Origin of the sequence: Limnobacter thiooxidans (genome assembly GCF_036323495.1) — a bacterium.
GTDB classification, from domain to species: Bacteria; Pseudomonadota; Gammaproteobacteria; order Burkholderiales; family Burkholderiaceae_B; genus Limnobacter; species Limnobacter thiooxidans.
On sequence record NZ_AP028947.1, the window covers coordinates 310,048 to 332,025 of the forward strand.

Consider the following 21,978-nt stretch of genomic DNA (forward strand, 5'->3'; position numbering starts at 1 on the left):
CCTACGCTATTTAACTGATTCTGTAAAAATTAGTACATTCCGATATTCGTTGCTGAATATTTAAATTTAATTGGAATTTTATTTTTTTAAATGCGCTACAGGCCTGAAATTAACGGATTAAGAGCAATTGCAGTCATGTCTGTAGTTGTTTACCATGCATTTCCGAATATCCTGCCAGGCGGTTTTGCAGGAGTGGACGTATTTTTTGTCATTTCTGGTTATTTGATTACCTCTTTGATCCTTGTAGATTTAGAGTCTGGATCTTTCAGTTTTTCCAGATTTTATGAACGTAGGTTTCGTCGATTGCTTCCGGCTTTTGCTTTTGTTGTGCTTTGTGCGATCCCAATTTCCCTATTTGGAATGCTTGACCACGACTTAAGTAATTTCGGTAAGAGTATTGTTGCTTCGATATTTTTCGCCTCTAATATTTACTTCTCAACTGCGGTTGATTATTTTTCACCAAATTCTGAAAGCCTTTTATTGCTCCACACATGGAGTCTGTCATTAGAAGAGCAGTTTTACCTGTTCTTTCCGTTTCTATTGGTTTTTTTGTATAATTATTCGAAAAGATTTCTTGGTGCTGTTATCTTTCTTTTAGCTCTATTTTCATTCGGATCACTATATTTTCCTTTAGGTATCGAACAAAAATTCAAATTTTATTTGTTACCTTTCAGGGCGTGGGAGTTGCTTCTTGGCTCTTTAATAGCAGTAGGTTTGTTTGAGAGGGTTTTGTGTAAAATTGGAACTCGTTGGAAGGATATAGGTTGCCTGTTTGGTTTGGTGTGTATTATCGCCTCGATATTTGTTTTGAATAAGAATACCCCCTATCCCAGCTACGTTACTTTGCTTCCTGTTTTTGGTACATTCTTCGTTATCATTTTTGCTGAGCAAGGATCTTTTGTTTATAAGATTTTGACTTATAAGCCGCTGTCGTTAGTGGGTCTTATTTCATACAGTTTTTATTTGTGGCATCACCTTGTCTTTTCATCTGCAAGGATTTTTTCACTAGGAAATCCTAGTGTATTTCTGTTATCTATCTGTCTGGTTAGCTCTTTTTGTTTAGCATATTTAACTTGGTTATTTGTCGAAGAGCCTTTAAGAAATATCAAAGCTGATCGGCGTTCTGTCTTTTCTACCTCACTGTTGGGCATGTTTGTACTTGCTCTAATTGGTTTTTCCCTCCATTTTAAGAGTGGTGCTATAGTCGAATCTGTTCATGATATCAATTCAACGGATTTCAATCCAGAAAAGAGATTTGTTCAATGTGTCAGTTCGATCTCTATCGTTGCTCAACCGGTGTTAAGTGAAGGATCGATGGTTGGTTGTATCTTTCAAACGGCTCAGATTAAGGGTGAGCTTGTTCGGGACGTAGTTTTATGGGGTGACAGTCATGCAGCCGCTTTGGGAACTAATTTTCTTAATGATGCTGTTCAGCATGGTTACAGGCTTCATTATTTTGCCAATTTGGGTTGTCCTCCGCTTCCGGGTTTCGTCAGGCCTGATCGAGCGTGTTTTGAGAAAAATGATTTTATCTTGAGTTATCTGTCCTCTATCGAGTCCGGGGATATTTATCTCGTGAGCCGCTGGAGAGCTTTTATTAATCGCTCCGCTTTCTTTAATACCTTTCAGAATGTTAAAGATGTCTCCTATGTTCGGGAGACCGATTTCTATTTGAATCTAAACTCGGTAGAGTCCGATTCTCATTTTCATACAAAAAACGTAGAAAATTCTTTATCTATCGTTCTATCGAAGCTCTCCAAACTAAATGTTGTAGTTGTAGATCAACCTCCTGAGTTCGGATTTGACGTGCCGAAAATAGGTCTCGTTAAAGGCCTGGATTCAGCTAAGGTGTTAAAAGATGATTTTCTAGTCGATTATCGTTCAGTTGATCGTATATTTGTAAATCTTTCACAGAAATTTCCATTTGTAAGAGTCTCTCTTGCAGATGCTTTCTGTGATGAAAAGTTTTGCTATGGTTATGAAGGTGATAAAGCGCTATTTTTTGATTCAAATCATCTTTCAGTTCACGGCGCTGATAGGATATCCGGTCTTCTTTTTGGCAGTAGGTCTAATTGACTTATTTGTTTATTTTGGTTTCCCTTCGCTAGTCAAATAATGTTGAAAATAGTAAATATCATTCCAAGCGTATCTCTACAGTACGGTGGTCCCTCACGTACGGCTGTATCGCTGGCGAATTCTCTTGCTGAGATATCTGGTATTAAGGTGTATTTTTGTTCTTACCTAGATCAGGACTCACGATTGGAATTTAACCAGAATATAGATGTGACGTTTCTGAGCAGGGAAAAATTTTCAGGGGTATTCGGTTTATTTCTTGCCTACCGCGTTTTTTCTCGTCTTTTGCGCGATTCCAATGCCGACATAGTCCATCTTCATGGCGTTTGGCATCCTTTGACTCATGTTGCTGCTATCGCCGCTCGTAGATCTGGTGTTAAGTATGTAATACATCCAAGGGGTATGCTGGAACCATGGGCTCTTAGTTACAAAAGGTGGCGTAAGCGATTGGCTTTGTTGCTATATCAGAAGAAAGATTTAGACCTTTGTTCTGGATTTGTAGCGACTTCTATTCAAGAGGCGAATAATTTACGAGATCTTGGTTACACCAATGTTGTTGTGATCCCGAACGGTGTTGAGTTTCCTAACTTCGATGTCTTACCGTCTGCATTTTCGTCAAAGAAAGTTCTGTTGTTTATGTCTAGGGTACATCCCAAGAAGGGAGTTGTTGAGCTTGTACGTGCGTGGTCTAAGGTATCTTCGCTAACTCATGTTCTGAGAATTGTTGGGCCAGATGAAGGCGGACATTCACATGAAGTATCGGAGTTAATCCGGGAGTTGGGGGTTTCAGAGTCTGTTGAGCTGGTAGGGCCAAGATACGATCGTGAGCGTGTGTCCGAATATTTGAATGCGGATGTCTTCGTATTGCCTACTTATTCAGAGAATTTCGGTTTAGTGGTCGCTGAGGCTTTGTCCTATGGGATACCTGTCATCACTACAAAAGGAGCGCCCTGGGAAGCCTTGGCTCAGCACAAGTGTGGCTGGTGGGTGGACGTTGGTGAGCAAAGTTTGGTTGATGTGTTGCCTTTGGCTCTATCTCTTTCTGATGATGAGCGCGTTGAGATGGGTAGACGCGCTAAAAATTTGGCATCTAGCTTTAACTGGAATTTTATTGCCGATCAGACTTTGGGATTTTATAACTCGGTGCTCCAGCATGGGCATGAAAAGACAAAATGAATGCATCAAATGGTACTTTGAGTTTGACTAAGCAAACTCTAACTTTTCGTAACAAAGCATTGCGTGGATTGTGGGGCTTGGTATGGCTAATATTTTATCGTCCAAGCCCCGTGGTGTTTCATGGTTGGCGTCGATGTCTTTTGCGTTGCTTTGGCGCGGTGATAGAGAAGGGTGCACATCCTTATCCTTCTTCTAAGATCTGGGCGCCCTGGAATTTAACAATGCGAGAACATTCCTGTTTAAGTCATGGCGTAATTTGTTACAACGTATCCCCAGTTTACTTGGGAAGATTTGTCACTATCAGTCAGTATAGTCACCTCTGTACTGCGTCTCATGACTATACATACCCTTCAATGCCTTTGATTTCCGCAGCAATTCGCATTGAGGATTATGCTTGGATCACTGCTGATGTCTTTGTTGGGCCTGGTGTAACTGTTGGTAGGGGTGCTGTCGTGAATGCAAGATCGACTGTCTTCAATGACGTCGATCCATGGACTGTTGCAAAAGGATATCCGGCGGTGTCATACAAGAAAAGGGTCATGAAAGAGGGGTACGAATGAATTTGACTGTAATTATTTTGACAAAAAATGAGGAAATCCATTTAGAAAGATGTTTGTCGAGTGTGCGCGCCTTGGCTGATGAAATCTTGATTGTAGATTGCGGTTCAACGGATAAAACAATCGAGATTGCGAACAATTTCAAAGCTCGCGTCGAGTTCAATACTTGGCGTAATTATAGTTCTCAGTTTGGTTTTGGACTCTCACAGGTGAATCCAAGCTGTAAGTGGGTTATGAGACTTGATGCAGATGAGTATTTAACCCCGGCACTTCAAGAGTCTGTTGTTCGTTTACTAAGTTCACGCTGCGATGATACTAGGGGGGCTTATTTTCCTAGGCGGATGGCTTTTTTGGGTAGGATGATCAAGCATGGTGGCATCTTCCCAGCAGAGATGCTCAGACTTTTCAGGAATGGGTTTGGTCGAATTGAAGATCGATGGATGGATGAGCATATTAAAGTCGAAGGTAAGACCGTTGTTTTGGATGGTGAGTTAGTTGATGATAACTTGAACTCCCTCACTTGGTGGATTGAAAAACATAACAAGTATTCTTCAAGGGAGGCTGTTGATCTTTTGAACCTCGAGTTCGAATTTATGTCTCGAGATTCCGTCGGGTCTTTGAGTAACTCTTCGGAAGCTAGCCTAAAAAGGTGGGTTAAGGAGGTTTTGTATTCGAGACTGCCTATGGGTACTAGAGCTCTACTTTATTTTATTTACCGATACTTTGTACGTTTAGGTTTTTTGGACGGTAGGGAGGGCTCAATGTTTCACTTTCTGCAAGGCTTTTGGTACCGATACTTAGCGGATTGCAAGGTATATGAGGTCAAGCAATATGTTCTTCGTCACAATTGTGATGTCAAAGTGGCGATTCGGGAAGTCTTGGGAATCGAAGTTTGAGGTGGTCGACTCAACTCCTTGAGCTCTTGCCATCTTGAACGAAATAATTCCGAAGATTGCATCTAGTAACAGCGTTTCTGGTTAGTGGTATAGTGTCAGCCATCGTGTAGCTTTCCACGAAGACATCCAATCGCTGCGTTTAAAATTTTTACTTACCTACTTCCATCCTGATGAGATTTTTTAAAATGTGGCGCTTACTCGCGATATGTTCTTTTTCACTGGTTGGGGCCTGCGCCTTCCCTGGGCAGTATTTTGGTGTGGACCCTGCAGGCAAAGAGGGCGGCCACGAATCGACTGGTGTCGACTACCGACTCACTCCTATTGATGCGGTTTCACTTGGAGCCCTGGAAAGCAGGAAGCAAGAAAATAAGCCCCGAAGCGGTTTGTTTCAACAAGACGAGAAGGTTGCCTATCAATATCGAATTGGGGTGGGTGATTTGGTCCGAATCACAGTGTGGGATCACCCAGAGTTGACAAATCCGGCAGGCAACACCACCGGTCAGCTTCAAGGGCAGGTTGTGTTGCCGGATGGTACTTTTTACTTTCCGTTTTTAAATAAAGTACAGGCTGCAGGCAGAACAACAGACGACATTCGGGTCGAAATGACACGAAACCTTGAGAAGTTTATCCGCAGTCCGCAGGTTGACGTATATATCCAGCCTAACGGGTTTCGCTCCCAGAAAATTTACATTAGCGGCGAAGTAGAAGAGCCCGGATTTTTTCCAATTACCGACGTGCCTTTGCGGCTCAGTGATGCTATTGCACAGGCTGGTGGGTTGAGCAAGGAAGCTGACCTAAGCGGGGTTACGCTTCAGCGTGATCGTCAGACTCTTGTGCTAGATGCCTATCGCTTGCTTTATGAGGGGGATTTAAGCCAAAACATCCTACTTCAAGATGGTGATGTTCTGAATATTCCGGACAGAAGGTTGCGTAAGGTGTTTTTGATGGGAGAGGTGGTGAGACCCTCATCCTTCGTCATGCCTGTTGGTAAGTTAACTCTCGCTGAAATTCTCAGTGATGTTGGCGGGATCAATCAAAACACTGCCAACGCTCAACAGGTGTACGTAATCCGCCAGTCTGCAGAGTCCCCAAAAGGTTCGCCCACTCTGAACATTTACCATCTCGACTCTACGAGTCCGACCAGTGTGCTTTACGCGGACCAGTTTGAGATGTTCCCGCGTGACGTGGTGTATGTAGACCCAGTGCGCTTGGTACGAATTAACAGGTTGTTGGGTACCATACTACCTAGCTTGCAAGTGTTGCCTGCTGTGCGGTCAAATATCCGCGTGCTGGAAGGCGAATAAACCGGAACGATAGCGTGAATCAAATGAATATGCCTTACGAGCGCAGCACTAATCCCCAAGGTTTTACTGGTATGGGGCAACCTGTGGAGCAGAGCAGCAATAACACAGAGATCAATTTGATTGATCTCTGGTACAACTTGGTGGATTTCAAATGGGTTGCGGTTGCGATCTTGGTGGTATCTACCGTGATCGGCCTTTTGTACTCTACAGTAGCAACTCCTATTTACTCTGCTGATGTTTTATTGCAGGTTGAGACAAAACAAACAGGCGGATTAGCCGCGCTTGAAGATGTTAGTGGTGTCTTGGCAGCCGGCGGTAGCAACGTAACTGGTGAGTTGGAGATTATTAAAAGTCGCACCGTTGTTGAAAGTGTCGCTGAGACCTTAGGTTTAGCGCAGTCAATTACACCTCAATATTTTCCATTTATTGGTCAGTGGTTGGCTAATCGCCATGAGGAAGCTCTTGGTTTGGCAGCACCGTTTTTGGGTCTAACAGGCTATGCTTGGGGTGGTGAACAGCTTAAGTTGACGCAATTTTCTGTACCTCCTGAGTTTACGGATCAAGCGTTTATTGCAGTGAAGGGGGAGGGACGTTCTTTTAGCTTATTAAGTCCTGCCGAAGAATCGTTGGGGCAAGGGGTAATCGGAGAGCCGTTGACATTTAAAATCGGCTACGGCATTGGCACTATCACGATATCCCAGTTTGATGCGCATTCAGGAATGAGAGCCAATGTAGTGCGTAGGCATCCGTTGAGTTTGCACAATGGTTTAGTCGCTCCTCTATCGGCCGGTGAGGTTGGTCGGAACAGCAGCATGATAAGGGTGAGCTATGAGAGTCCAAATCCAGCGTTTGCAGTGCGGTTTTTGAATGAATTGGCAAATGCTTATGTTCGACAGAATGTAGAGCGAAAAGGCCAAGAAGCAGAACAACAACTGGTGTTTTTGGATCAGCAACTGCCAAGCATAAAAGAGCAGTTACGCCGGGCGGAAGATGCCTTGAATACCTTTGTTCAAAGCAAAGGAACGATCGATCCCACACTGGATACCCAACGTATTTTAGGGCAAGACGTTGAGCTGGAAACTAAGCGGGTTGAGTTGGGCTTGGAGCGGGAAAAACTTTTGCAGCGTTTTCAGCCTGGGCATCCGTTGATTCAAGCAATTGACGATCAGCTTACACAACTACGCAGTGTTCGGGGCGGAGTGGCTAGTCAGGCGCAAGCGTTGCCCGAAGTGCAGCAGGAATACTTGCGTTTGAGGCGTGATGTTGAGGTAAACCAAGCCCTCTACACCTCTCTTTTAAATGGTGCGCAACAGTTGAAGGTTGCGAAAGCTGGGACAGTTGGCAATGTTGCTATTGTGGATTATGCCCAACAACCCAAACGCCCATTCAAACCCAAAAAGGGACAGCTTCTTGCCTTGGCAATGTTGGCGGGGGTTTTTTTGGGTGTATTGTCTGCGCAAGCCCTAGCAATGCTGCGCAGTGCGGTGCGCGACCCCAGCAAGCTGGAACAGGCCACAGGTTTGTCCGTGTACTCGATTGTGCCTTTGAGCCAGCAGCAGTCAGCGGCTGAGAAAGGGTTGCGCCGTCGTTCCGACAAGGTTGGTTTGCTTGCTGTTGCTGCACCCAATGATCCGTCCATCGAGGCCTTGAGAAGTTTCCGAACTGGGTTGCAGTTTGCCACCATTGATTCACCGAACAAGCGGGTGTTGATTACTGGCCCTGTACCTGAAATTGGAAAGTCATTCGTTTCGGCAAACTTTGCAGCGATTATGGCTCAGGCTGGCAAGCGTGTACTTTTGATTGATGGCGACATGCGCAAGGGCACGCTGAGCCGTTACTTCATTCAGGAAGAGCGTGGCGACATCAAGCACCCGGGCCTAAGTGACGTTGTCGCCGGCACCGTCACCTTTGACACTGCCTTGGTAAAAACTGAACTGGAAGGTTTGCACGTGCTTGTTTCCGGTTCAGTACCGCCTAACCCCAGCGAATTGTTGTTGCACCCCAACTTTATAGCTTTGCTTGAAAAAGCTGACATTGAGTACGACTATGTAATCATCGACAGCCCGCCTGTATTGTTGGTTAGCGATGCATCGGTCATGGGGCAGCACTGCTCGGCCACATTTATTGTGGCTCGTTATGGTGCCAGCAATGTACGCCAGGTAAGCGATTCCCAAAAGCGTTTGGCCCAGGCAGGTGTACGTGTGAACGGCCTTATATTCAACGGCTTTATTGCCAACCGCTCAGGCTATTATTACGGCTATGGCTATGGTTATGGCTACAAAAATGCCTACGGTACTTATGGTGACCCGGTAACTGGGCAGGCCAGTGACAAGAAGGCTTGACAGGAAAATTGGCGATGGCGACCCCTTTAGTAACCGTGATTTGTACTGCCAATATTTGCCGAAGCCCGATGGGCCAAGCCATATTGCAAGCCAAGGCAGATGCCGCTGGCCTGAAAATCAACGTAAATTCTTGTGGTGTGCAAGCCTTGACTGGCAAGCGGCCTGACAAACAAGCCTTGGGCGCCCTGGAGCGGGCTGGGTATTCAATTGGGGAAGAAAAGCGTGCCGAACAACTGCTGATGCCACAGGCCAACGCGACCCAATTGATGCTGGTCATGGAGAGCCGCCACAAGCAATGGGTTGTACAAAACTACCCAGCCTATTCTGGCAAGGTGTGGCTGATGGGGCACTGGAACCAGCAAAGCGAGGTGGCTGACCCCATTGGCAAAGGTCCAAACGAGTTTGATGCATGTTTGAAAGTTTTGGAGGGCGATATTGATTTGTGGTTGCCCAAATTGCGCGCTCTGTTGTAAGAATTGTTGACAAAGTCCTTGTTTTTATATGTATTTTTCGATCTTCACCCGAAAAGGGTGACGTAGGCGCAGTTTTTTGTTATAAAGTTATCGAGAGCGTTTTTTTTCCTTGGGGGTATTGGTTATGAAAAATTTCTTGGCATTGGTGGCCATGGTGGCTTTTTCGAGCGTTGCGATCGCTCAGTCTGAAACTGGTGCAGCTGCTTCTGGCGGCGCAGCAGGTGGTGCGGGTGCTGGTGCAGGTGTAGGCGCCGGTGCTGGTGCTGGTGTAGGCGCCGGTGCTGGTGCCGCAGCAGGTGCAGCCGCTGGTGGCTTGAGTGTGGCTGGTGCTGTAGGCCTTGCCGCCGCAGTTGGTACTGTTGTTGCCATTTCTAACGACGACAACACAACTGGTACAACAGGTACAGTTACTCCTTAATTGAAGTTGATTGTACTGAAGGCCCCTTACTTGTAAGGGGCTTTTTTATTCGTGCTGTTTGCACAGATAACGTATACACCTTCAAAGATTTATTTTTCTGGACTACACCCGAATGTGGAATTGGCTTAGGTACTGGCCCGACCAACGGCTTTTTTTGCCGTTGATTTTGTGTGCAGTTGCAACTTTTACAACTGCTTGTACCGGTCTGAACCAGGCCGCATTTAGCAGTTTGAAGGCAGCTTATCAGGGGCCGAACCGGAACTTTGATGCAGTGCCGCGCAACTCGGCTTACCAGTACATGCAGGTGGAGGTACCCGGGGCGGCTTCGTTGACCGTATTGGGTTACCAGTACCCCAGTTTACAGGTGTGGTACGCCGCCAAGGGCGAAGTAGTTCGCTTGCAGGGCAACCGCCTGTTGGATACAACGGGGTTGAATGTGAACCTGGCCAATGTGCAGTACACACGTGGCTCACAAGCGCAGCAAACCGTTATGCGTTTTGATGTTCCTGAGTTGGGCCTGTTCAATGTACAGGCCACTTTGCAATTGCAGCCTACCGCACCGCCTAAAAGTAATTTGGCCAAACAGGCCAGTGCCGCAAAAGGTTTGTATTGGTATAGCGAAACATTTGACAGATTTACAGGCAACACAGTGCCTGCCGCATTGAAGGGTTTGCCGCCCGCAGTGTATGGTTTTGCGCAAGCCTTGCCCGAAGGCACCCCGGCAAGCGAGCTGCCCCTTGCTGTATATGGCAAACAATGCCTGGCCCCCACTTATTGCCTGGAATGGCACCGCCAATGAATAAAATTCGTACCCCTTTTAAACTGACCGCCTTGGCGGCACTGATAGGTGCGACTATTGCGCCGGGCCATTTGTTAGCAGCCGCTTTAACTGTTCAGCCAGAAGGCACTGAACGTTTATCGGCGCTGTTGGCGCGTCAGGGATGGTTGCCCGGGCTGATTGAGCCTGAATATCGCTTGAGTAGCCTGTTGGTACTGGCCCCCAAAAGCGCCGATGCCATTGAGCAACAAATGATCCGGGACAGGGCTGTTCAAGCCTTGCGCACGGCAAACCGTAACAATACGGCATTGCAGCAGGTGTTGCAGCGTGTGGGTGCAATGCCCGTAAATGGGCGCTTGCAGTTGGAAAGTACCGATGCAAACTACTTGCAAGCACGCCCCGAGTATGATCCTGTACTGAATAGCGCCTACACGGTGGTGTTGCCGCAGGGCACCAACACGGTAACAGTGCTTAGCGACTTGGGAACCTGTGTGGTACCGCACCAGCCAGTGGCTGCGGCACAGGCATACATAGAAGCATGTCTTGGCCAGCAAAGCGCATGGAAAGGCTGGTTGGGTGTAGACACACAGGTAGATTGGACCTGGGTTGCAAACCCGAATGGTCGTGTAGAAAGGCTAGCCGTGAATGGTTGGAACGAGCAGCCCCAGGGTGCCCCTGCACCCGGGAGTTGGCTGTGGGCGCCAAGCCGCCAGGTGGCAGGTGAGCAGTGGCAGCATGAGGCCATTGCCAGTTTTCTGGCCACCCAGGGCGAGTTTGTACCCCCAACTAATAGTAATCACAACACAGCCAAGCCTTTAAAACAAAAGGCGCTGTTGCCTGAGTTTGAAGTGGCTGAACCCAAGACACTGGAATCCAGCGAGCCATGGTATTTGAGCAGCAGCGACTGGGGTGTGGTCGGCCTGTTGCAAACGCCAACTGCGCGCATGCGCCCAGCGGGTAGCTACAGCGCCACATTCAGCCGAACCAGCCCATACAGCCGCTACAGTTTCATGTTGCAACCATTTGACTGGATGGAGGCTGGTTTCAGGTATAACAACTTGACCAACAGGAAATTCGGGGTCTCAGCCACCAATCCGGACCAAAGTTTCAAAGACAAAAACTTTGACGTGAAATTTCGCCTGCTACGGGAAAACGCCTATTTGCCCGAGTTGTCTGTAGGTTTTCGGGATGTGGCGGGTACGGGTCTGTTTAGTGGTGAATATTTGGTTGGCAGCAAACGCGTAGGTGCTGTCGACTTTAGTTTGGGTATCGGCTGGGGCAGTTTGGGCGTGGGGGGTGGAATAAGCAACCCATTCAAGGTTATCGGGGACTCCTTCGATAGAAGACCAAATGCCAGCTTTGGCTTGGGTGGTACTGTAGATTCCAACACCTTTTTCAAGGGCCCCGCCGCTCTGTTTGGTGGTGCCCAGGTGCAACTACCGTGGGAAGATTGGGTGCTCAAGCTTGAAGTAGAGGGCAATGATTACCAAAGTGAGCCCTTTGGCAACAATCTGGAGCAAAGTACCAATGTGAACGTGGGCTTGCTACACCGTGTCAATGACTACATGGACTTTACTCTGGGCTATGAACGCGGCACCGAGGTCATGGTGGCCTTAAGCTTTCATGAAAAGCTGGATACTTTCGGTACACCCAAACTAAGCGACGCACCCAGCCCAAAAGTAAATGAAGCACCACCCGTTGGCCCGGTAAGTTGGTCGGCTGTACTTGAGGAACTGAAGCTGCAAACTGGTTGGGTCGCCACAAAGGTGCAGGGCGACGACGGTGAACTGAAACTGCTCATTGATGAAGCCGACGCAGGTTACTGGCAATACACCGTAGACCGTGCAACTGCAGTGCTGCACAAGCATGCGCCTGCCGAATACGCCTGGTTTAACTACGAGTACCAGGCCAATGGCCAGAAAATCAGCCAGCACATTGTTGACCGCAATTTGTGGGTGCGCCAGCGCACCACTTTGTTGCCCAATGCCTGGCGCGACATGCCTGCCACCAAGCAGCGTGAACGAATCAAATACCCTTACCAAACACTGTTTGACAACCCGCAAAGCCCCTGGAAAACCAGTGTAAGCGCGGGTTACCGGCAAATTCTGGGTGGGCCTGATGGTTTTATTCTCTATCAGATCTCGGCTTTGGGTAACGTCAGTTACGAGCTTACCGAGAACACTGTGGCCAGCGGCCGGGTGCGGGCAGCACTCTTGGACAATTTCGACAAGTTTACCTACACCGCGCCAAGTAACCTGCCGAGGGTACGTACTTTTCAGCGTGAATACGCCACAACCTCGGACTTCACAATTCCGAACTTGCAGTTAACCCATTACGGCAAACTGGGTAGCGAAGTGTTTTACACCACATATGGCGGCTTGCTTGAAGACATGTTTGCTGGTGTGGGAGGGGAGGTGCTGTACCGGCCAATGAACAGTCCAGTTGCGTTTGGAGTAGACGTAAATAGCGTGAGGCAGCGAAGTTTTGAGCAAGATTTTGGCCTGCGTGATTACCAGGTCAATACCGGACATGCCACGCTTTATTGGGATACCGGGTTCGAAGATATATTAGTGAAAACCAGTGTGGGTCAGTATTTGGCTGGTGACAAAGGCGCCACCATGGATTTAAGTCGGGTGTTCGAAAACGGTGTCAAGATGGGCGCCTTTTTTACGCGTACAAACGTAAGTGCAGCGCAGTTTGGTGAAGGTAGTTTCGACAAGGGTGTGTATGTCACATTGCCGTTCGATGCCTTTTTCACGCAAAGTGTGGCTGGAACAGCCAATTTGGTATTCAACCCATTGACGCGTGATGGGGGGGCGAAATTAAGCCGTAGCGTTGAACTGTATGATTTCACGCAAGCACGTGACCCACGCCTGTTGAGATATGCAAACCCAGCTGCCCAATAAAAATTCAGAGTGTTTATGCTGCATTGCAATATTTTTATGGAGTATTTACTCTAAGCTCTGTTCTCGCAATAGGTTTCACGGTACGCTTACTCGATAAATAGAGTAAGTACCCCCAGTTTACGGGGTGTGGTAAAAACCAATTTACTATTAAAGTTTAGGCTTAAGCGGGTTGAACCCAGCGAGCAAGTTTTGCGCGAAGATACTCAAGATTAAACTTGCGCGAATTAAGTAGTCCTGTCAGCAGCATGATTTTTTACTCCTGCAAATTGGTTTTGATCCAGTTGCAGCTTACCGGTTTATAAAAATTTCAATACCGGGAATAGAGGTACTTTTATTCCCTGATTGTGCGGTATCTATCTAAATTAACAGGGGCAGGTGCTTAACGATGAGTACCCCAATAAAAATAAAGTCACCAGGTTTTCGTGGCAGACTCAGCTTAGTGCTTACTTCCCGTGTATGGGTATGGAGCACATTCGTCGCTTTTGTGGCCTTGGTGCTTTATGGCACTGTTCACATGACATCACAGATCAAACTGACCGGTTCCGCGACAAGTCCCATTCTATTGTTTGGTGGTTTGTTTGGGGTCAGTGTTTTTGCTTGTGCCTCCGTTCTGCTGACACAACAATGGCATGCGCGCTTCAGTCTTGACAATGACCTGAACGGGGTACAAAAGTTGCATCGAGTTGCAGTACCTCGAATTGGTGGGCTGCCAATTTTTATCGCGGTGGCTGCTGGTGTGGTTTGGATGGGACTCCGCGACCACCCTTTGTTTGAGCTTAACTTGCTGCTGTTGGTGTGCGGATTTCCTGTTTTCATGATTGGTTTTGCTGAAGACATTACCAAGAAAATTTCAGTGAAGCTGCGTTTGCAAGCCACTTTTCTGGGTGGCTTTTTGGCTTGTGGCGCATTGGGTGCAGTAGTTACCTCTGTGAGTTGGGCGCCTCTCGATAAATTACTCGCCTTTGCACCGGTGGCTTGGTGTTTCACTGCTTTTGCCATGAGTGGTTACAGCAATGCCATTAACCTGATTGACGGGTTGAATGGCTTGGCCAGTGGAGTGGTGTGCATCCTGGCCCTTGGCCTTGGGTTACTAGGCTTGCAGCATCAAGCCATGGACATGGCTTTGTATGCAATTTTGCTGACTGCGGCAGTATTGGGTTTTTGGGTGTTCAACTTCCCTGTGGGGCGCTTGTTTCTTGGTGATGGTGGGGCGTATTTTCTGGGTTTCGCCCTAGCTGTGCTGGCCGTGCTGTTGCAAGCCAATTACAACGAAATTAATGCTTGGTCGGTGTTGTCGGTATTGGCATACCCAGTGATCGAAGTGCTGTATTCAATTTTGCGTCGCAAATTGGTGAATGCCGATCCCGGGCAGCCCGATTGTTCACATTTTCACCAGTACTTTCAACGCAGCCTGCAAATAGTGGCCCGCAAACGTGGCGGAGCCGTGGGTATTTGCGTGAATTCTCAAGCCTCACCATTTTTGTGGTTGTTCACCTTGTTATCTGTGGCGCTGGCTTTGTATTTTGATCAACTCGGCTTGCATGCTTTAGGTTTTGTATGCACTGCGCTGCTTTACGTAATTTCCTACCAGTTGCTTGGGCGTTATATTGCCCGGAACGCTGTTTGGGAGAACAAATAACTTGGTTAGCCCCAAAAGAGGATTCCTGATCCTTGCTATTTTAGTTTGGTGAATTTTGCAGAGAAAACCTTGAAGTAGCTTTTTATGAATGACTCAATAATTTTTTAGAAATAAATGAAAAAGGCCCCACTAAGATGGGGCCTTTTTACTATATGTGTTTGAACTTAAACATTTTTAATCACTGATTCTCAGGTTTCAATGTATTGACTGGTGAAATTCTTGAATTTGTTTTGTGCACTCGGTTTGAGTGTGAAGTCACCGATTGTGGTGCGTAAAAGTTCTGGGTTGGCTTTACGTTGTATGTGCACCAAGCGGTAGACTTTGTAGCCGGCTTTGTCCAGGTTTTTGTTCATGGGTCTATGGCCAACTGCAAAAGCAAGCATGTCAATATCGTTGCAATGCAACTTAATGTCAAACTTGTCTGTAAGTAAACCACCCTTGGCTTTTAGATGAAGATTGCCATCTGCAAGTTTTTGAAAGCGCAAATTATGCGTAACAAATTTTTCACCATTGCTTAACAGTAGGCCACCTTGCAAGATGTGTCGGCCAACAAAAAAAGCGACGATCAGCCCCGCTGCGATCGCGAAAATAGTCATGGCTATAACCCGGTTTAGGAATGTTAAAAACTGTGTAATTATGTTGTCAGGTATATTCTTACCCTCTCTCTCTTATTATGAAGTAGATTTTTAGAGTTGTTTACTAAATCGTGGTTGTTTAATTGAACTTTTAGATGTTTTAGCGGCGCAAAAATTTTTACTAATTGTGAGTTGTAAAAAAAACAGGGCTATCTGACCTGAGTTGGGCTTGCCATGCCACAGCAAAAAGCCAGATTGCTCCCTACACTTTAAGGCAGTGGAGTGCCTGGCAAGTACTCTAGCCCAAGCACCCTGGGCTGTTGCTTTGCCGTTTGTGTCGTAGCTTGTTCATACACCAGGTAAGCATTTAGGTACCCCAACTGAAGGTGGCGCAGCAGCAAAGCAAGCAATGCCATTTCCGCGCTTGGGTTCTTGCAGAAGGTGCGCACCACTTCCTGCAATACCTGTGCAAATTTGCTTCTATTTTTTGCAAGGGTATTGAATTGTGTAAGGTTGATATTCAACACGGAATGTATCGCTTCGAATCCGTATAACTGGTGTTGGTGGGGTTGCAGGTCGGGTCGCGGGTGTTGCACCCAGTCATTAGTGTGCTGAACATGTTGTGTCCACCGCAAGGCATGAAGACGGTTGCTGGGGTCAATCTGTTTTTTTGACAGTTGCAGGTGTTGCACCATGGGCCAGCAGCTTGGGTGGTGCACAAGGGTATCTGCAAAAGGCCGCCTGACCTGAAAGCCACCGGGATTTGCGATAAGTGCGGTTTGCCCGGCGCGAAGCAAGGGCGGCGTGCGCAACGGCGGAGTAACCACAGGGTTATCGGGGTTGGCAAAGCTGAGTGCGCCCAGCTGTGTGCCATTTAGCAGGTGTAGCTGATTCAGCCGGTCCGTGTGTTGTCCAAATACCGGAAACAACTCGGATTGCTGGTAGAAGTTGCTTGTGGGTGGCATCAGCAAACTGACCCAGTGTTGTTGTGGGTTGTTGCTGCTGTAATGAAACCAGTAGCTGGTGGGCGTTTGCCCCAGCCAACCGCAGGGCTTTCCGCCGTTGAATACTTGAAGTAGCTGAATGGGGGCTGAAGTATTCACACTGTTTTGAAGTATTGCTGCGCTGTGTTTAATGTGGGCCAATGAACGGGTGCTGCGCTTAGCCCAAGGCCAAACACGCGCAGCACAGCCATGGCGGTAGAAAACGACACATCTTCCCCGCGTTCAATTCGAAAAATGGTGTCGCGGCTGACCCCCGCCTGTTCTGCAAGCATTTGGGCTGTCATTTTTCCGCCCTTGGGACCCGCTTGAAGACGTTGCCTGCGAACCAGTGCGGCCAGATCGAGTTGATTTTTCAGTAGAAGGTTTTCGTTTGAAGCGCCGTCTATATTCATCAAAAAATTAAAAATATAAAAAGTAATGTTTAAATCATACTAAAAAATGAGTGTGCTTACTTTGTGATTTCACTTGAGCGCTTTATGCTTTCGCTTTGAATCAATTTATTGCAAGGCACCAAAGAATGAGCAAAGTGGCGTTAATTACCGGTGTAACCGGGCAGGATGGTTCGTATCTGGCTGAGTTCCTGTTGAGCAAGGGTTACGAAGTACATGGCATTAAGCGCCGTGCTTCCCTGTTCAATACCCAGCGCGTGGACCACATTTACGAAGACCCGCATGTTGAAAACGCCCGTTTCAAATTGCACTATGGTGACTTGACCGACAGCTCCAACTTGACCCGAATTATTCAGCAGGTTCAGCCTGATGAGGTCTACAACCTGGGGGCACAAAGCCACGTTGCAGTGAGCTTCGAAAGTCCGGAATACACAGCCGATGTGGATGCGATGGGTACATTGCGCCTGTTGGAGGCCATCCGCTTTCTGGGGTTGGAAAAGAAAACCCGTTTTTACCAGGCCAGTACTTCCGAGTTGTACGGCTTGGTTCAGGAAATTCCGCAAAAGGAAACGACACCTTTTTACCCGCGCAGCCCCTATGCCGTGGCAAAAATGTACGCCTACTGGATTACGGTGAACTACCGCGAAAGCTATGGCATGTATGCCTGCAACGGTATCTTGTTCAACCATGAAAGCCCGCGCCGTGGCGAAACCTTCGTAACCCGAAAAATTACACGCGGAATGAGCAACATTGCCGTGGGCTTGGAGCAATGCCTGTACATGGGCAATATGGACGCGCTGCGTGATTGGGGGCATGCAAAAGACTACGTCGAGATGCAGTGGCTGATGCTGCAGCAAGACACACCAGACGATTTTGTAATTGCCACCGGGGTGCAATACAGCGTTCGCCAGTTCATCGAAATGACGGCGGGTGAGTTGGGTGTAACACTGCGCTGGGAAGGAACGGGCGTGGATGAGAAAGGGATCGTCGTGAAGGTGGAAGGCGACAAGGCCCCAGCCTTGAAAGAAGGCAGTGTTGTAGTGCAGGTGGACCCCCGTTATTTCCGCCCTGCGGAGGTGGAAACGCTGCTGGGTGATCCAAGCAAGGCGAAACAGAAGCTGGGTTGGACACCTAAGATTACCCTTCAGGAAATGGTGCAGGAAATGGTGCAGGTTGATTTGGATGCCGCGCGCCAGCATGCGTTGTTGAAGCAGCATGGATACAGCATCGCAGTGAGCCGCGAATGAACAAGAGCGCAAAGATTTATGTAGCGGGCCACCGCGGCATGGTCGGTAGCGCAATTGTGCGCCGTTTGAATGCCTTGGGTTACCTCAACATTGTGGTCCGTACCCACGCTGAACTCGACCTATGTAACCAGGCCGCCGTGAACGGTTTTTTTGCAGACGAGAAACCTGATGCCGTGGTGTTGGCTGCAGCGAAGGTGGGCGGTATTCACGCCAACAACACCTACCCCGCCGAATTCATTTTCCAGAACCTGATGATGGAGTGCAATGTGGTGCAAGCCGCGCACGCCAACAATTGCCAGCATTTGCTGTTTCTGGGTTCAAGCTGCATCTATCCCAAACTGGCTGAGCAGCCCATGACGGAAACTGCACTCTTGACTGGAACGCTGGAATGCACCAACGAACCCTATGCGGTGGCAAAAATTGCGGGAATCAAGTTGTGTGAAAGTTACAACCGCCAGTACGGCCGCAATTACCGCAGCGTAATGCCCACAAACCTGTACGGTGAAAATGACAACTTTCATCCCGAGAACAGCCATGTGATACCGGCGATGATGCGTCGTTTTCATGAAGCCAAGGTGCGGGGTGATTCTGAAGTTGTGGTGTGGGGCACAGGTACACCCATGCGGGAATTCTTGTATGTCGACGACATGGCGGCTGCCAGTGTGCATGTGTTGCTGCTCGATGACGACACTTACCAGACCAACACGCAACCCATGCTGAGCCACATCAATGTGGGTACGGGCGTGGATTGCACCATTCGTGAACTGGCAGAAACCATGCAACGCGTGGTGGGCTTTGAAGGAAAGTTGGTATTCGATACGACCAAACCCGATGGCACACCGCGCAAGCTGATGAATGTGGATCGCCTGAAGAAGTTGGGTTGGGAATACAGCATTGATCTTGAAACTGGTTTGAAAAAGACTTATGCCTGGTTTTTGAACAATGTTGAAGGACTAAGGCAGGTTTGAGATTGTGGGTACTTGGTACAGCACTCAGGAATGGACTGAGGTCGTTCAACGCGCACCGCTTGTTTCAATTGACTTGATCATCACCAATGCACAGGAAGAAGTGTTGGTGGGGTGGCGTAACAACAGGCCCGCGCAGCATTACTGGTTTGTCCCCGGCGGCGTGGTGCGCAAAGGTGAAACTTTGCAAAAAGCTTTTGAACGTGTGGTGTTTGATGAACTGGGTGAGTCCATTCAGGTGAGAGGCAAGGACTTGTTTGATGGGGTGTATGAACACCACTACACTGACAATTTTGCTGGTGTCGAAGGCTTGGGTACCCATTATGTGGTGTTGGCCCACCGCTTGAATTCAGCAAAGCACCTGCCCGTTTTTTCCAGTTTGGCCACATTGCCCAAAGCCCAGCACAGTAATTATTTGTGGATGTCTGTGGATGCGTTGCTACTTGACCCACAGGTGCACCCGAATACGAAAGCTTATTTTCAGGAATGAAGACAATCATGAGTAACAACAATCGAGTCATCCCGGTAATCTTGTGCGGTGGAGCTGGAACGCGCTTGTGGCCGTTGTCGCGCAAAAACTTCCCCAAGCCATTTCTGAAACTTGGGGCGGAAAGCCTGATTGCGCAGACCGTACGCCGTGCTGCGGCTGTAGTGAAGGCGGTGGGCTCGGAAGACATATTGTTGGTCAGCAATGAAAGCTACCAATTCTTGCTGCAAGATGAATGCACCCCTGTGCTGAACAGCGAGGGCGGCAATATTGCCCTTCACCAACTTCTCGAGCCTCAAGGCCGTAATACTGCCCCCGCTATTGCCTTGGCAGCGCTTTGGGCACAAACGAAATATCCGAATGAAGACCCTGTGTTGCTGGTTCTCCCCGCAGACCATTTGATAAACCCTGTACCCACGTTTGTTCAAGTGGCACAAAATGCGGTAGCTGCTGCGCGCAAGGGTTGGCTGACTTGCTTTGGTATTGCCCCTACAGCACCCGAAACGGGGTTTGGCTACATTCAGCAGGGTGCGCCTGTCGATGAGCTCAATGGCGCTTTCGCCGTTCAGCGTTTTGTGGAAAAACCCAAGCTGGAGTTGGCCATGGAGTATCTGGCCAGTGGTCAGTATGTTTGGAATGGCGGTATGTTTGCCCTGCGTACAGGTGACGTACTGCAAGCCTTGACACAGAATGAACCCGCTGTTGCGTTGCAAGCGCAAACCGTGTGGGCGGGGGCAAAGGAAACCAAAAACGCAAAATCAACCGGCAGCGCATTCGCTTTCAATAAAGACGAATTTGCAAAACTGCCCGACATCAGCATTGACTACGCGGTGATGGAAAAGGCCAGCAATGTAGCGGTGGTGGCAGCCAGTTTTCAGTGGAGCGACATTGGAAGCTGGGCGGCACTTTCTGAGCAGTTCAGTGCCGATTCAAAAGGCAATTCCCTTCAGCAAGAAGGGACGGGTCAACTGATCTCGATCGACAGCAGCAATACCCATGTTCGCTTGGGAAACCGGGCAGTGGCGATGCTGGGCGTGGAGAATTTGTTGATTGTTGATACACCGGACGCACTGTTGGTGGCCGATAAAAGCCGTCACCAGGATGTAAAAAAAGTGGTGGAAACCCTGAAGGCACAAGGCAGTGAGTTGGTGAATTTTCATCCCACTGTGCACCGCCCCTGGGGTACCTACACCGTGCTTGAGGATTCAAGCGGATACAAGATAAAGCGTATTGAAGTAAAGCCTGGTGCCGCCCTCAGTTTGCAAATGCACCACCATCGCAGCGAGCACTGGATTGTGGTCAGCGGCACGGCAGAAGTAACCAATGGTGAAAATGTATTTTTGGTACGCAAGAATGAATCGACCTATATCCCTGCGGGTAACAGGCACCGATTGGTCAACCCCGGTGTGTTGAACCTGGTGATGATTGAAGTGCAAAGCGGGGATTACCTCGAAGAGGATGACATCGTTCGGTTTGACGATGTGTATGGCCGGGCTTGACGAAAGCCACCCATCCAAGCGCTTCTCACCATCTTTCAACCTCCGGTAAATTGAGTTCTCAATCCGGAGGTTTTCTTGCACCGACCATTTCACTACCTTGTACTTTGCCTGGTTGTATTGACGACAACAGCCTGCGCAAGCAAAACGCTTTCGCAGTTAGAGGGCGTGGCCAAAACAGGCGGGCAGTACACTGAGACCTTGAAGAAGGTCAATTCATTTGCGCTGGATCATTCCCTGGAATTTACGGCTGATCTGCTTCCCGAATTACCCCGAGAACATGACACTTTGCAGGCTCAAACCGAGGTCATGCGCAAGCGCGCGCAAATGCTGAGCGAACTTGCAAGCTACCTGGACACGCAGGCCCGGTATTTTGCAGAACTTGAGGCCTTGGCAAAAGGCGACACCAGCGCAGGCACATCAAGGTCTTTGAAGAAACTGGTCGAGGCCTTGAACAAGTCACCCGACCTGGGTGGAATAACCCGCGTTAGCAAGGAGGCCATGGCCGGTTTGGCTGGGCATGTGGCGGACTGGAAGCACAGCGCAGAGGTTAAAGCCGTGTTGATTCGCGATGCCGACACGGTGTCGCAGGCGCTTTTGTTAAACCAACTTTCTTTGGAAGAGCAAATTCAATGGGTTACCCGCCGGGAGGCGCTGGCCCGGCAAGTGGAGTACCGAGAGAAAGTTGAGAAGCCTTTTGTAGACGACAAGAAGTTGTCCGAGACGTGGAAGAAAGCCTGGATTGCCGATATCAAACGCCCGCCCACCATTGCATTGCTGGAACAGGCAAGGCAGGTCAGCCTGATCATGCAACAGGCTTGGCTGGATGTATTGCGGGGTCAGGGCGGGTTTGAGCACATGCGTGCAAGCCTGGATCAGATCGCTTCCAACCTTCAAGCGGCCACCCAACCATGAATGACCAAGAGTTCAATGACATGCGGACAAACATTGAACGTGTGTTCGCAGACCTGTATTTGATTGATATCTCCACTTTGAATGCAGATCAGCGCAAGCTGCACCAGAGATCGCTTTCTGCAGCCTACCTGGCTTTGGTGAATGCCGAGCATTCGACACTGGGCCAATTGACTGAAGATGCAAAAACCCAGTTAATTCCTTTGGCCTTGAATGTGCAACGATTGCAACATGAAGTTTCAGGGTTACCCACACCGTATGAAAAGCTGGAAGCAGTGGCCAAAGAGCTTTCGGCTTTTGGCAGGCTTGCGCAACTGTTGTAGTTTGGCTTGATGCAAGTT

General features: G+C 48.4%; 19 protein-coding genes. 16 read left to right on the forward strand and 3 right to left on the reverse strand.

The features are described 5' to 3' along the window. The first annotated feature begins 90 nt into the window (after positions 1 to 90). From RGQ30_RS01350 to RGQ30_RS01395, 10 genes are all read left to right on the forward strand, one after another. On the forward strand, positions 91 to 2,076 hold the full coding sequence (locus tag RGQ30_RS01350; protein ID WP_130558688.1) for an acyltransferase family protein: 1,986 nt from the start codon (positions 91 to 93) through the stop codon (positions 2,074 to 2,076). Between the two features lie 39 nt (positions 2,077 to 2,115). Next, positions 2,116 to 3,249: a glycosyltransferase gene (locus tag RGQ30_RS01355; RefSeq protein WP_130558687.1), complete on the forward strand. Its 1,134-nt coding sequence runs from the start codon at positions 2,116 to 2,118 to the stop codon at positions 3,247 to 3,249. 556 nt (positions 3,250 to 3,805) lie between these two features. Continuing rightward, a complete protein-coding gene (locus RGQ30_RS01360; RefSeq protein WP_130558685.1) occupies positions 3,806 to 4,702 on the forward strand; it encodes a glycosyltransferase family 2 protein in 897 nt (298 codons plus the stop codon). 185 nt (positions 4,703 to 4,887) lie between these two features. Then, a complete protein-coding gene (locus tag RGQ30_RS01365; protein ID WP_338284642.1) occupies positions 4,888 to 6,006 on the forward strand; it encodes a polysaccharide biosynthesis/export family protein in 1,119 nt (372 codons plus the stop codon). Positions 6,007 to 6,029: 23 nt separating this feature from the next. After that, the gene (locus RGQ30_RS01370) at positions 6,030 to 8,348 is read left to right on the forward strand and encodes a polysaccharide biosynthesis tyrosine autokinase (RefSeq protein WP_338284894.1); all 2,319 of its coding nucleotides are present in this window, start codon (positions 6,030 to 6,032) and stop codon (positions 8,346 to 8,348) included. A 14-nt stretch (positions 8,349 to 8,362) separates the two neighbouring features. Continuing rightward, on the forward strand, positions 8,363 to 8,821 hold the full coding sequence (locus tag RGQ30_RS01375) for an arsenate reductase/protein-tyrosine-phosphatase family protein (RefSeq protein WP_130558682.1): 459 nt from the start codon (positions 8,363 to 8,365) through the stop codon (positions 8,819 to 8,821). A 124-nt stretch (positions 8,822 to 8,945) separates the two neighbouring features. Beyond that, positions 8,946 to 9,239, forward strand: a complete 294-nt coding sequence (locus RGQ30_RS01380; protein ID WP_130558681.1) for a hypothetical protein — start codon at positions 8,946 to 8,948, stop codon at positions 9,237 to 9,239. 229 nt (positions 9,240 to 9,468) lie between these two features. Further along, the gene (locus RGQ30_RS01385) at positions 9,469 to 10,038 is read left to right on the forward strand and encodes a hypothetical protein (RefSeq protein ID WP_338284643.1); all 570 of its coding nucleotides are present in this window, start codon (positions 9,469 to 9,471) and stop codon (positions 10,036 to 10,038) included. After that, a complete protein-coding gene (locus RGQ30_RS01390) occupies positions 10,035 to 12,923 on the forward strand; it encodes a YjbH domain-containing protein (RefSeq protein ID WP_338284644.1) in 2,889 nt (962 codons plus the stop codon). The genes RGQ30_RS01385 and RGQ30_RS01390 overlap by 4 nt, the downstream gene beginning before the upstream one ends. A gap of 514 nt (positions 12,924 to 13,437) precedes the next feature. After that, positions 13,438 to 14,562: an MraY family glycosyltransferase gene (locus tag RGQ30_RS01395; RefSeq protein ID WP_338284645.1), complete on the forward strand. Its 1,125-nt coding sequence runs from the start codon at positions 13,438 to 13,440 to the stop codon at positions 14,560 to 14,562. Positions 14,563 to 14,750: 188 nt separating this feature from the next. Here the strand turns inward: RGQ30_RS01395 and RGQ30_RS01400 are convergent, their stop codons facing one another. The 3 genes from RGQ30_RS01400 to RGQ30_RS01410 all read right to left on the reverse strand — a co-directional run bounded on the left by RGQ30_RS01400 (position 14,751) and on the right by RGQ30_RS01410 (position 16,533). Beyond that, positions 14,751 to 15,158 (reverse strand): hypothetical protein, encoded by a 408-nt coding sequence (locus tag RGQ30_RS01400; protein ID WP_130558676.1) that lies wholly within the window; start codon positions 15,156 to 15,158, stop codon positions 14,751 to 14,753. 248 nt (positions 15,159 to 15,406) lie between these two features. After that, entirely contained in the window at positions 15,407 to 16,240 is an 834-nt protein-coding gene (locus RGQ30_RS01405) for a hypothetical protein (RefSeq protein ID WP_130558675.1), read from the reverse strand. Beyond that, on the reverse strand, positions 16,237 to 16,533 hold the full coding sequence (locus RGQ30_RS01410) for a helix-turn-helix domain-containing protein (RefSeq protein WP_130558674.1): 297 nt from the start codon (positions 16,531 to 16,533) through the stop codon (positions 16,237 to 16,239). The genes RGQ30_RS01405 and RGQ30_RS01410 overlap by 4 nt, the downstream gene beginning before the upstream one ends. Before the next feature lie 125 nt (positions 16,534 to 16,658). On the opposite strand from RGQ30_RS01410, the gene gmd reads away from it, so the two are divergent. The 6 genes from gmd to RGQ30_RS01440 all read left to right on the forward strand — a co-directional run bounded on the left by gmd (position 16,659) and on the right by RGQ30_RS01440 (position 21,960). Beyond that, complete coding sequence (gmd, locus tag RGQ30_RS01415) at positions 16,659 to 17,777, forward strand: GDP-mannose 4,6-dehydratase (protein ID WP_130558673.1); 1,119 nt, start codon at positions 16,659 to 16,661, stop codon at positions 17,775 to 17,777. Beyond that, complete coding sequence (gene fcl, locus RGQ30_RS01420) at positions 17,774 to 18,745, forward strand: GDP-L-fucose synthase (RefSeq protein WP_130558672.1); 972 nt, start codon at positions 17,774 to 17,776, stop codon at positions 18,743 to 18,745. Before gmd ends, fcl begins: the two co-directional genes overlap by 4 nt. Before the next feature lie 4 nt (positions 18,746 to 18,749). Continuing rightward, positions 18,750 to 19,232 (forward strand): GDP-mannose mannosyl hydrolase, encoded by a 483-nt coding sequence (locus RGQ30_RS01425; protein WP_130558671.1) that lies wholly within the window; start codon positions 18,750 to 18,752, stop codon positions 19,230 to 19,232. Between the two features lie 8 nt (positions 19,233 to 19,240). Beyond that, positions 19,241 to 20,728, forward strand: coding sequence for a mannose-1-phosphate guanylyltransferase/mannose-6-phosphate isomerase (locus tag RGQ30_RS01430; protein WP_130558670.1), 1,488 nt, complete (start codon positions 19,241 to 19,243; stop codon positions 20,726 to 20,728). A 75-nt stretch (positions 20,729 to 20,803) separates the two neighbouring features. Next, entirely contained in the window at positions 20,804 to 21,640 is an 837-nt protein-coding gene (locus tag RGQ30_RS01435; protein ID WP_130558669.1) for a hypothetical protein, read from the forward strand. Further along, positions 21,637 to 21,960, forward strand: a complete 324-nt coding sequence (locus RGQ30_RS01440; protein WP_130558668.1) for a hypothetical protein — start codon at positions 21,637 to 21,639, stop codon at positions 21,958 to 21,960. The genes RGQ30_RS01435 and RGQ30_RS01440 overlap by 4 nt, the downstream gene beginning before the upstream one ends. Positions 21,961 to 21,978: the final 18 nt, after the last annotated feature.

Coding starts and splice junctions, on each gene's coding strand:
- RGQ30_RS01350 (WP_130558688.1), top strand. CDS start 91: ATGCGCTACAGGCCTGAAATTAACGGATTAAGAGCAATTGCAGTCATG.
- RGQ30_RS01355 (WP_130558687.1), top strand. CDS start 2,116: ATGTTGAAAATAGTAAATATCATTCCAAGCGTATCTCTACAGTACGGT.
- RGQ30_RS01360 (WP_130558685.1), top strand. CDS start 3,806: ATGAATTTGACTGTAATTATTTTGACAAAAAATGAGGAAATCCATTTA.
- RGQ30_RS01365 (WP_338284642.1), top strand. CDS start 4,888: ATGTGGCGCTTACTCGCGATATGTTCTTTTTCACTGGTTGGGGCCTGC.
- RGQ30_RS01370 (WP_338284894.1), top strand. CDS start 6,030: ATGAATATGCCTTACGAGCGCAGCACTAATCCCCAAGGTTTTACTGGT.
- RGQ30_RS01375 (WP_130558682.1), top strand. CDS start 8,363: ATGGCGACCCCTTTAGTAACCGTGATTTGTACTGCCAATATTTGCCGA.
- RGQ30_RS01380 (WP_130558681.1), top strand. CDS start 8,946: ATGAAAAATTTCTTGGCATTGGTGGCCATGGTGGCTTTTTCGAGCGTT.
- RGQ30_RS01390 (WP_338284644.1), top strand. CDS start 10,035: ATGAATAAAATTCGTACCCCTTTTAAACTGACCGCCTTGGCGGCACTG.
- RGQ30_RS01395 (WP_338284645.1), top strand. CDS start 13,438: ATGACATCACAGATCAAACTGACCGGTTCCGCGACAAGTCCCATTCTA.
- RGQ30_RS01400 (WP_130558676.1), bottom strand. CDS start 15,158: ATGACTATTTTCGCGATCGCAGCGGGGCTGATCGTCGCTTTTTTTGTT.
- RGQ30_RS01410 (WP_130558674.1), bottom strand. CDS start 16,533: ATGAATATAGACGGCGCTTCAAACGAAAACCTTCTACTGAAAAATCAA.
- gmd (WP_130558673.1), top strand. CDS start 16,659: ATGAGCAAAGTGGCGTTAATTACCGGTGTAACCGGGCAGGATGGTTCG.
- fcl (WP_130558672.1), top strand. CDS start 17,774: ATGAACAAGAGCGCAAAGATTTATGTAGCGGGCCACCGCGGCATGGTC.
- RGQ30_RS01430 (WP_130558670.1), top strand. CDS start 19,241: ATGAGTAACAACAATCGAGTCATCCCGGTAATCTTGTGCGGTGGAGCT.
- RGQ30_RS01440 (WP_130558668.1), top strand. CDS start 21,637: ATGAATGACCAAGAGTTCAATGACATGCGGACAAACATTGAACGTGTG.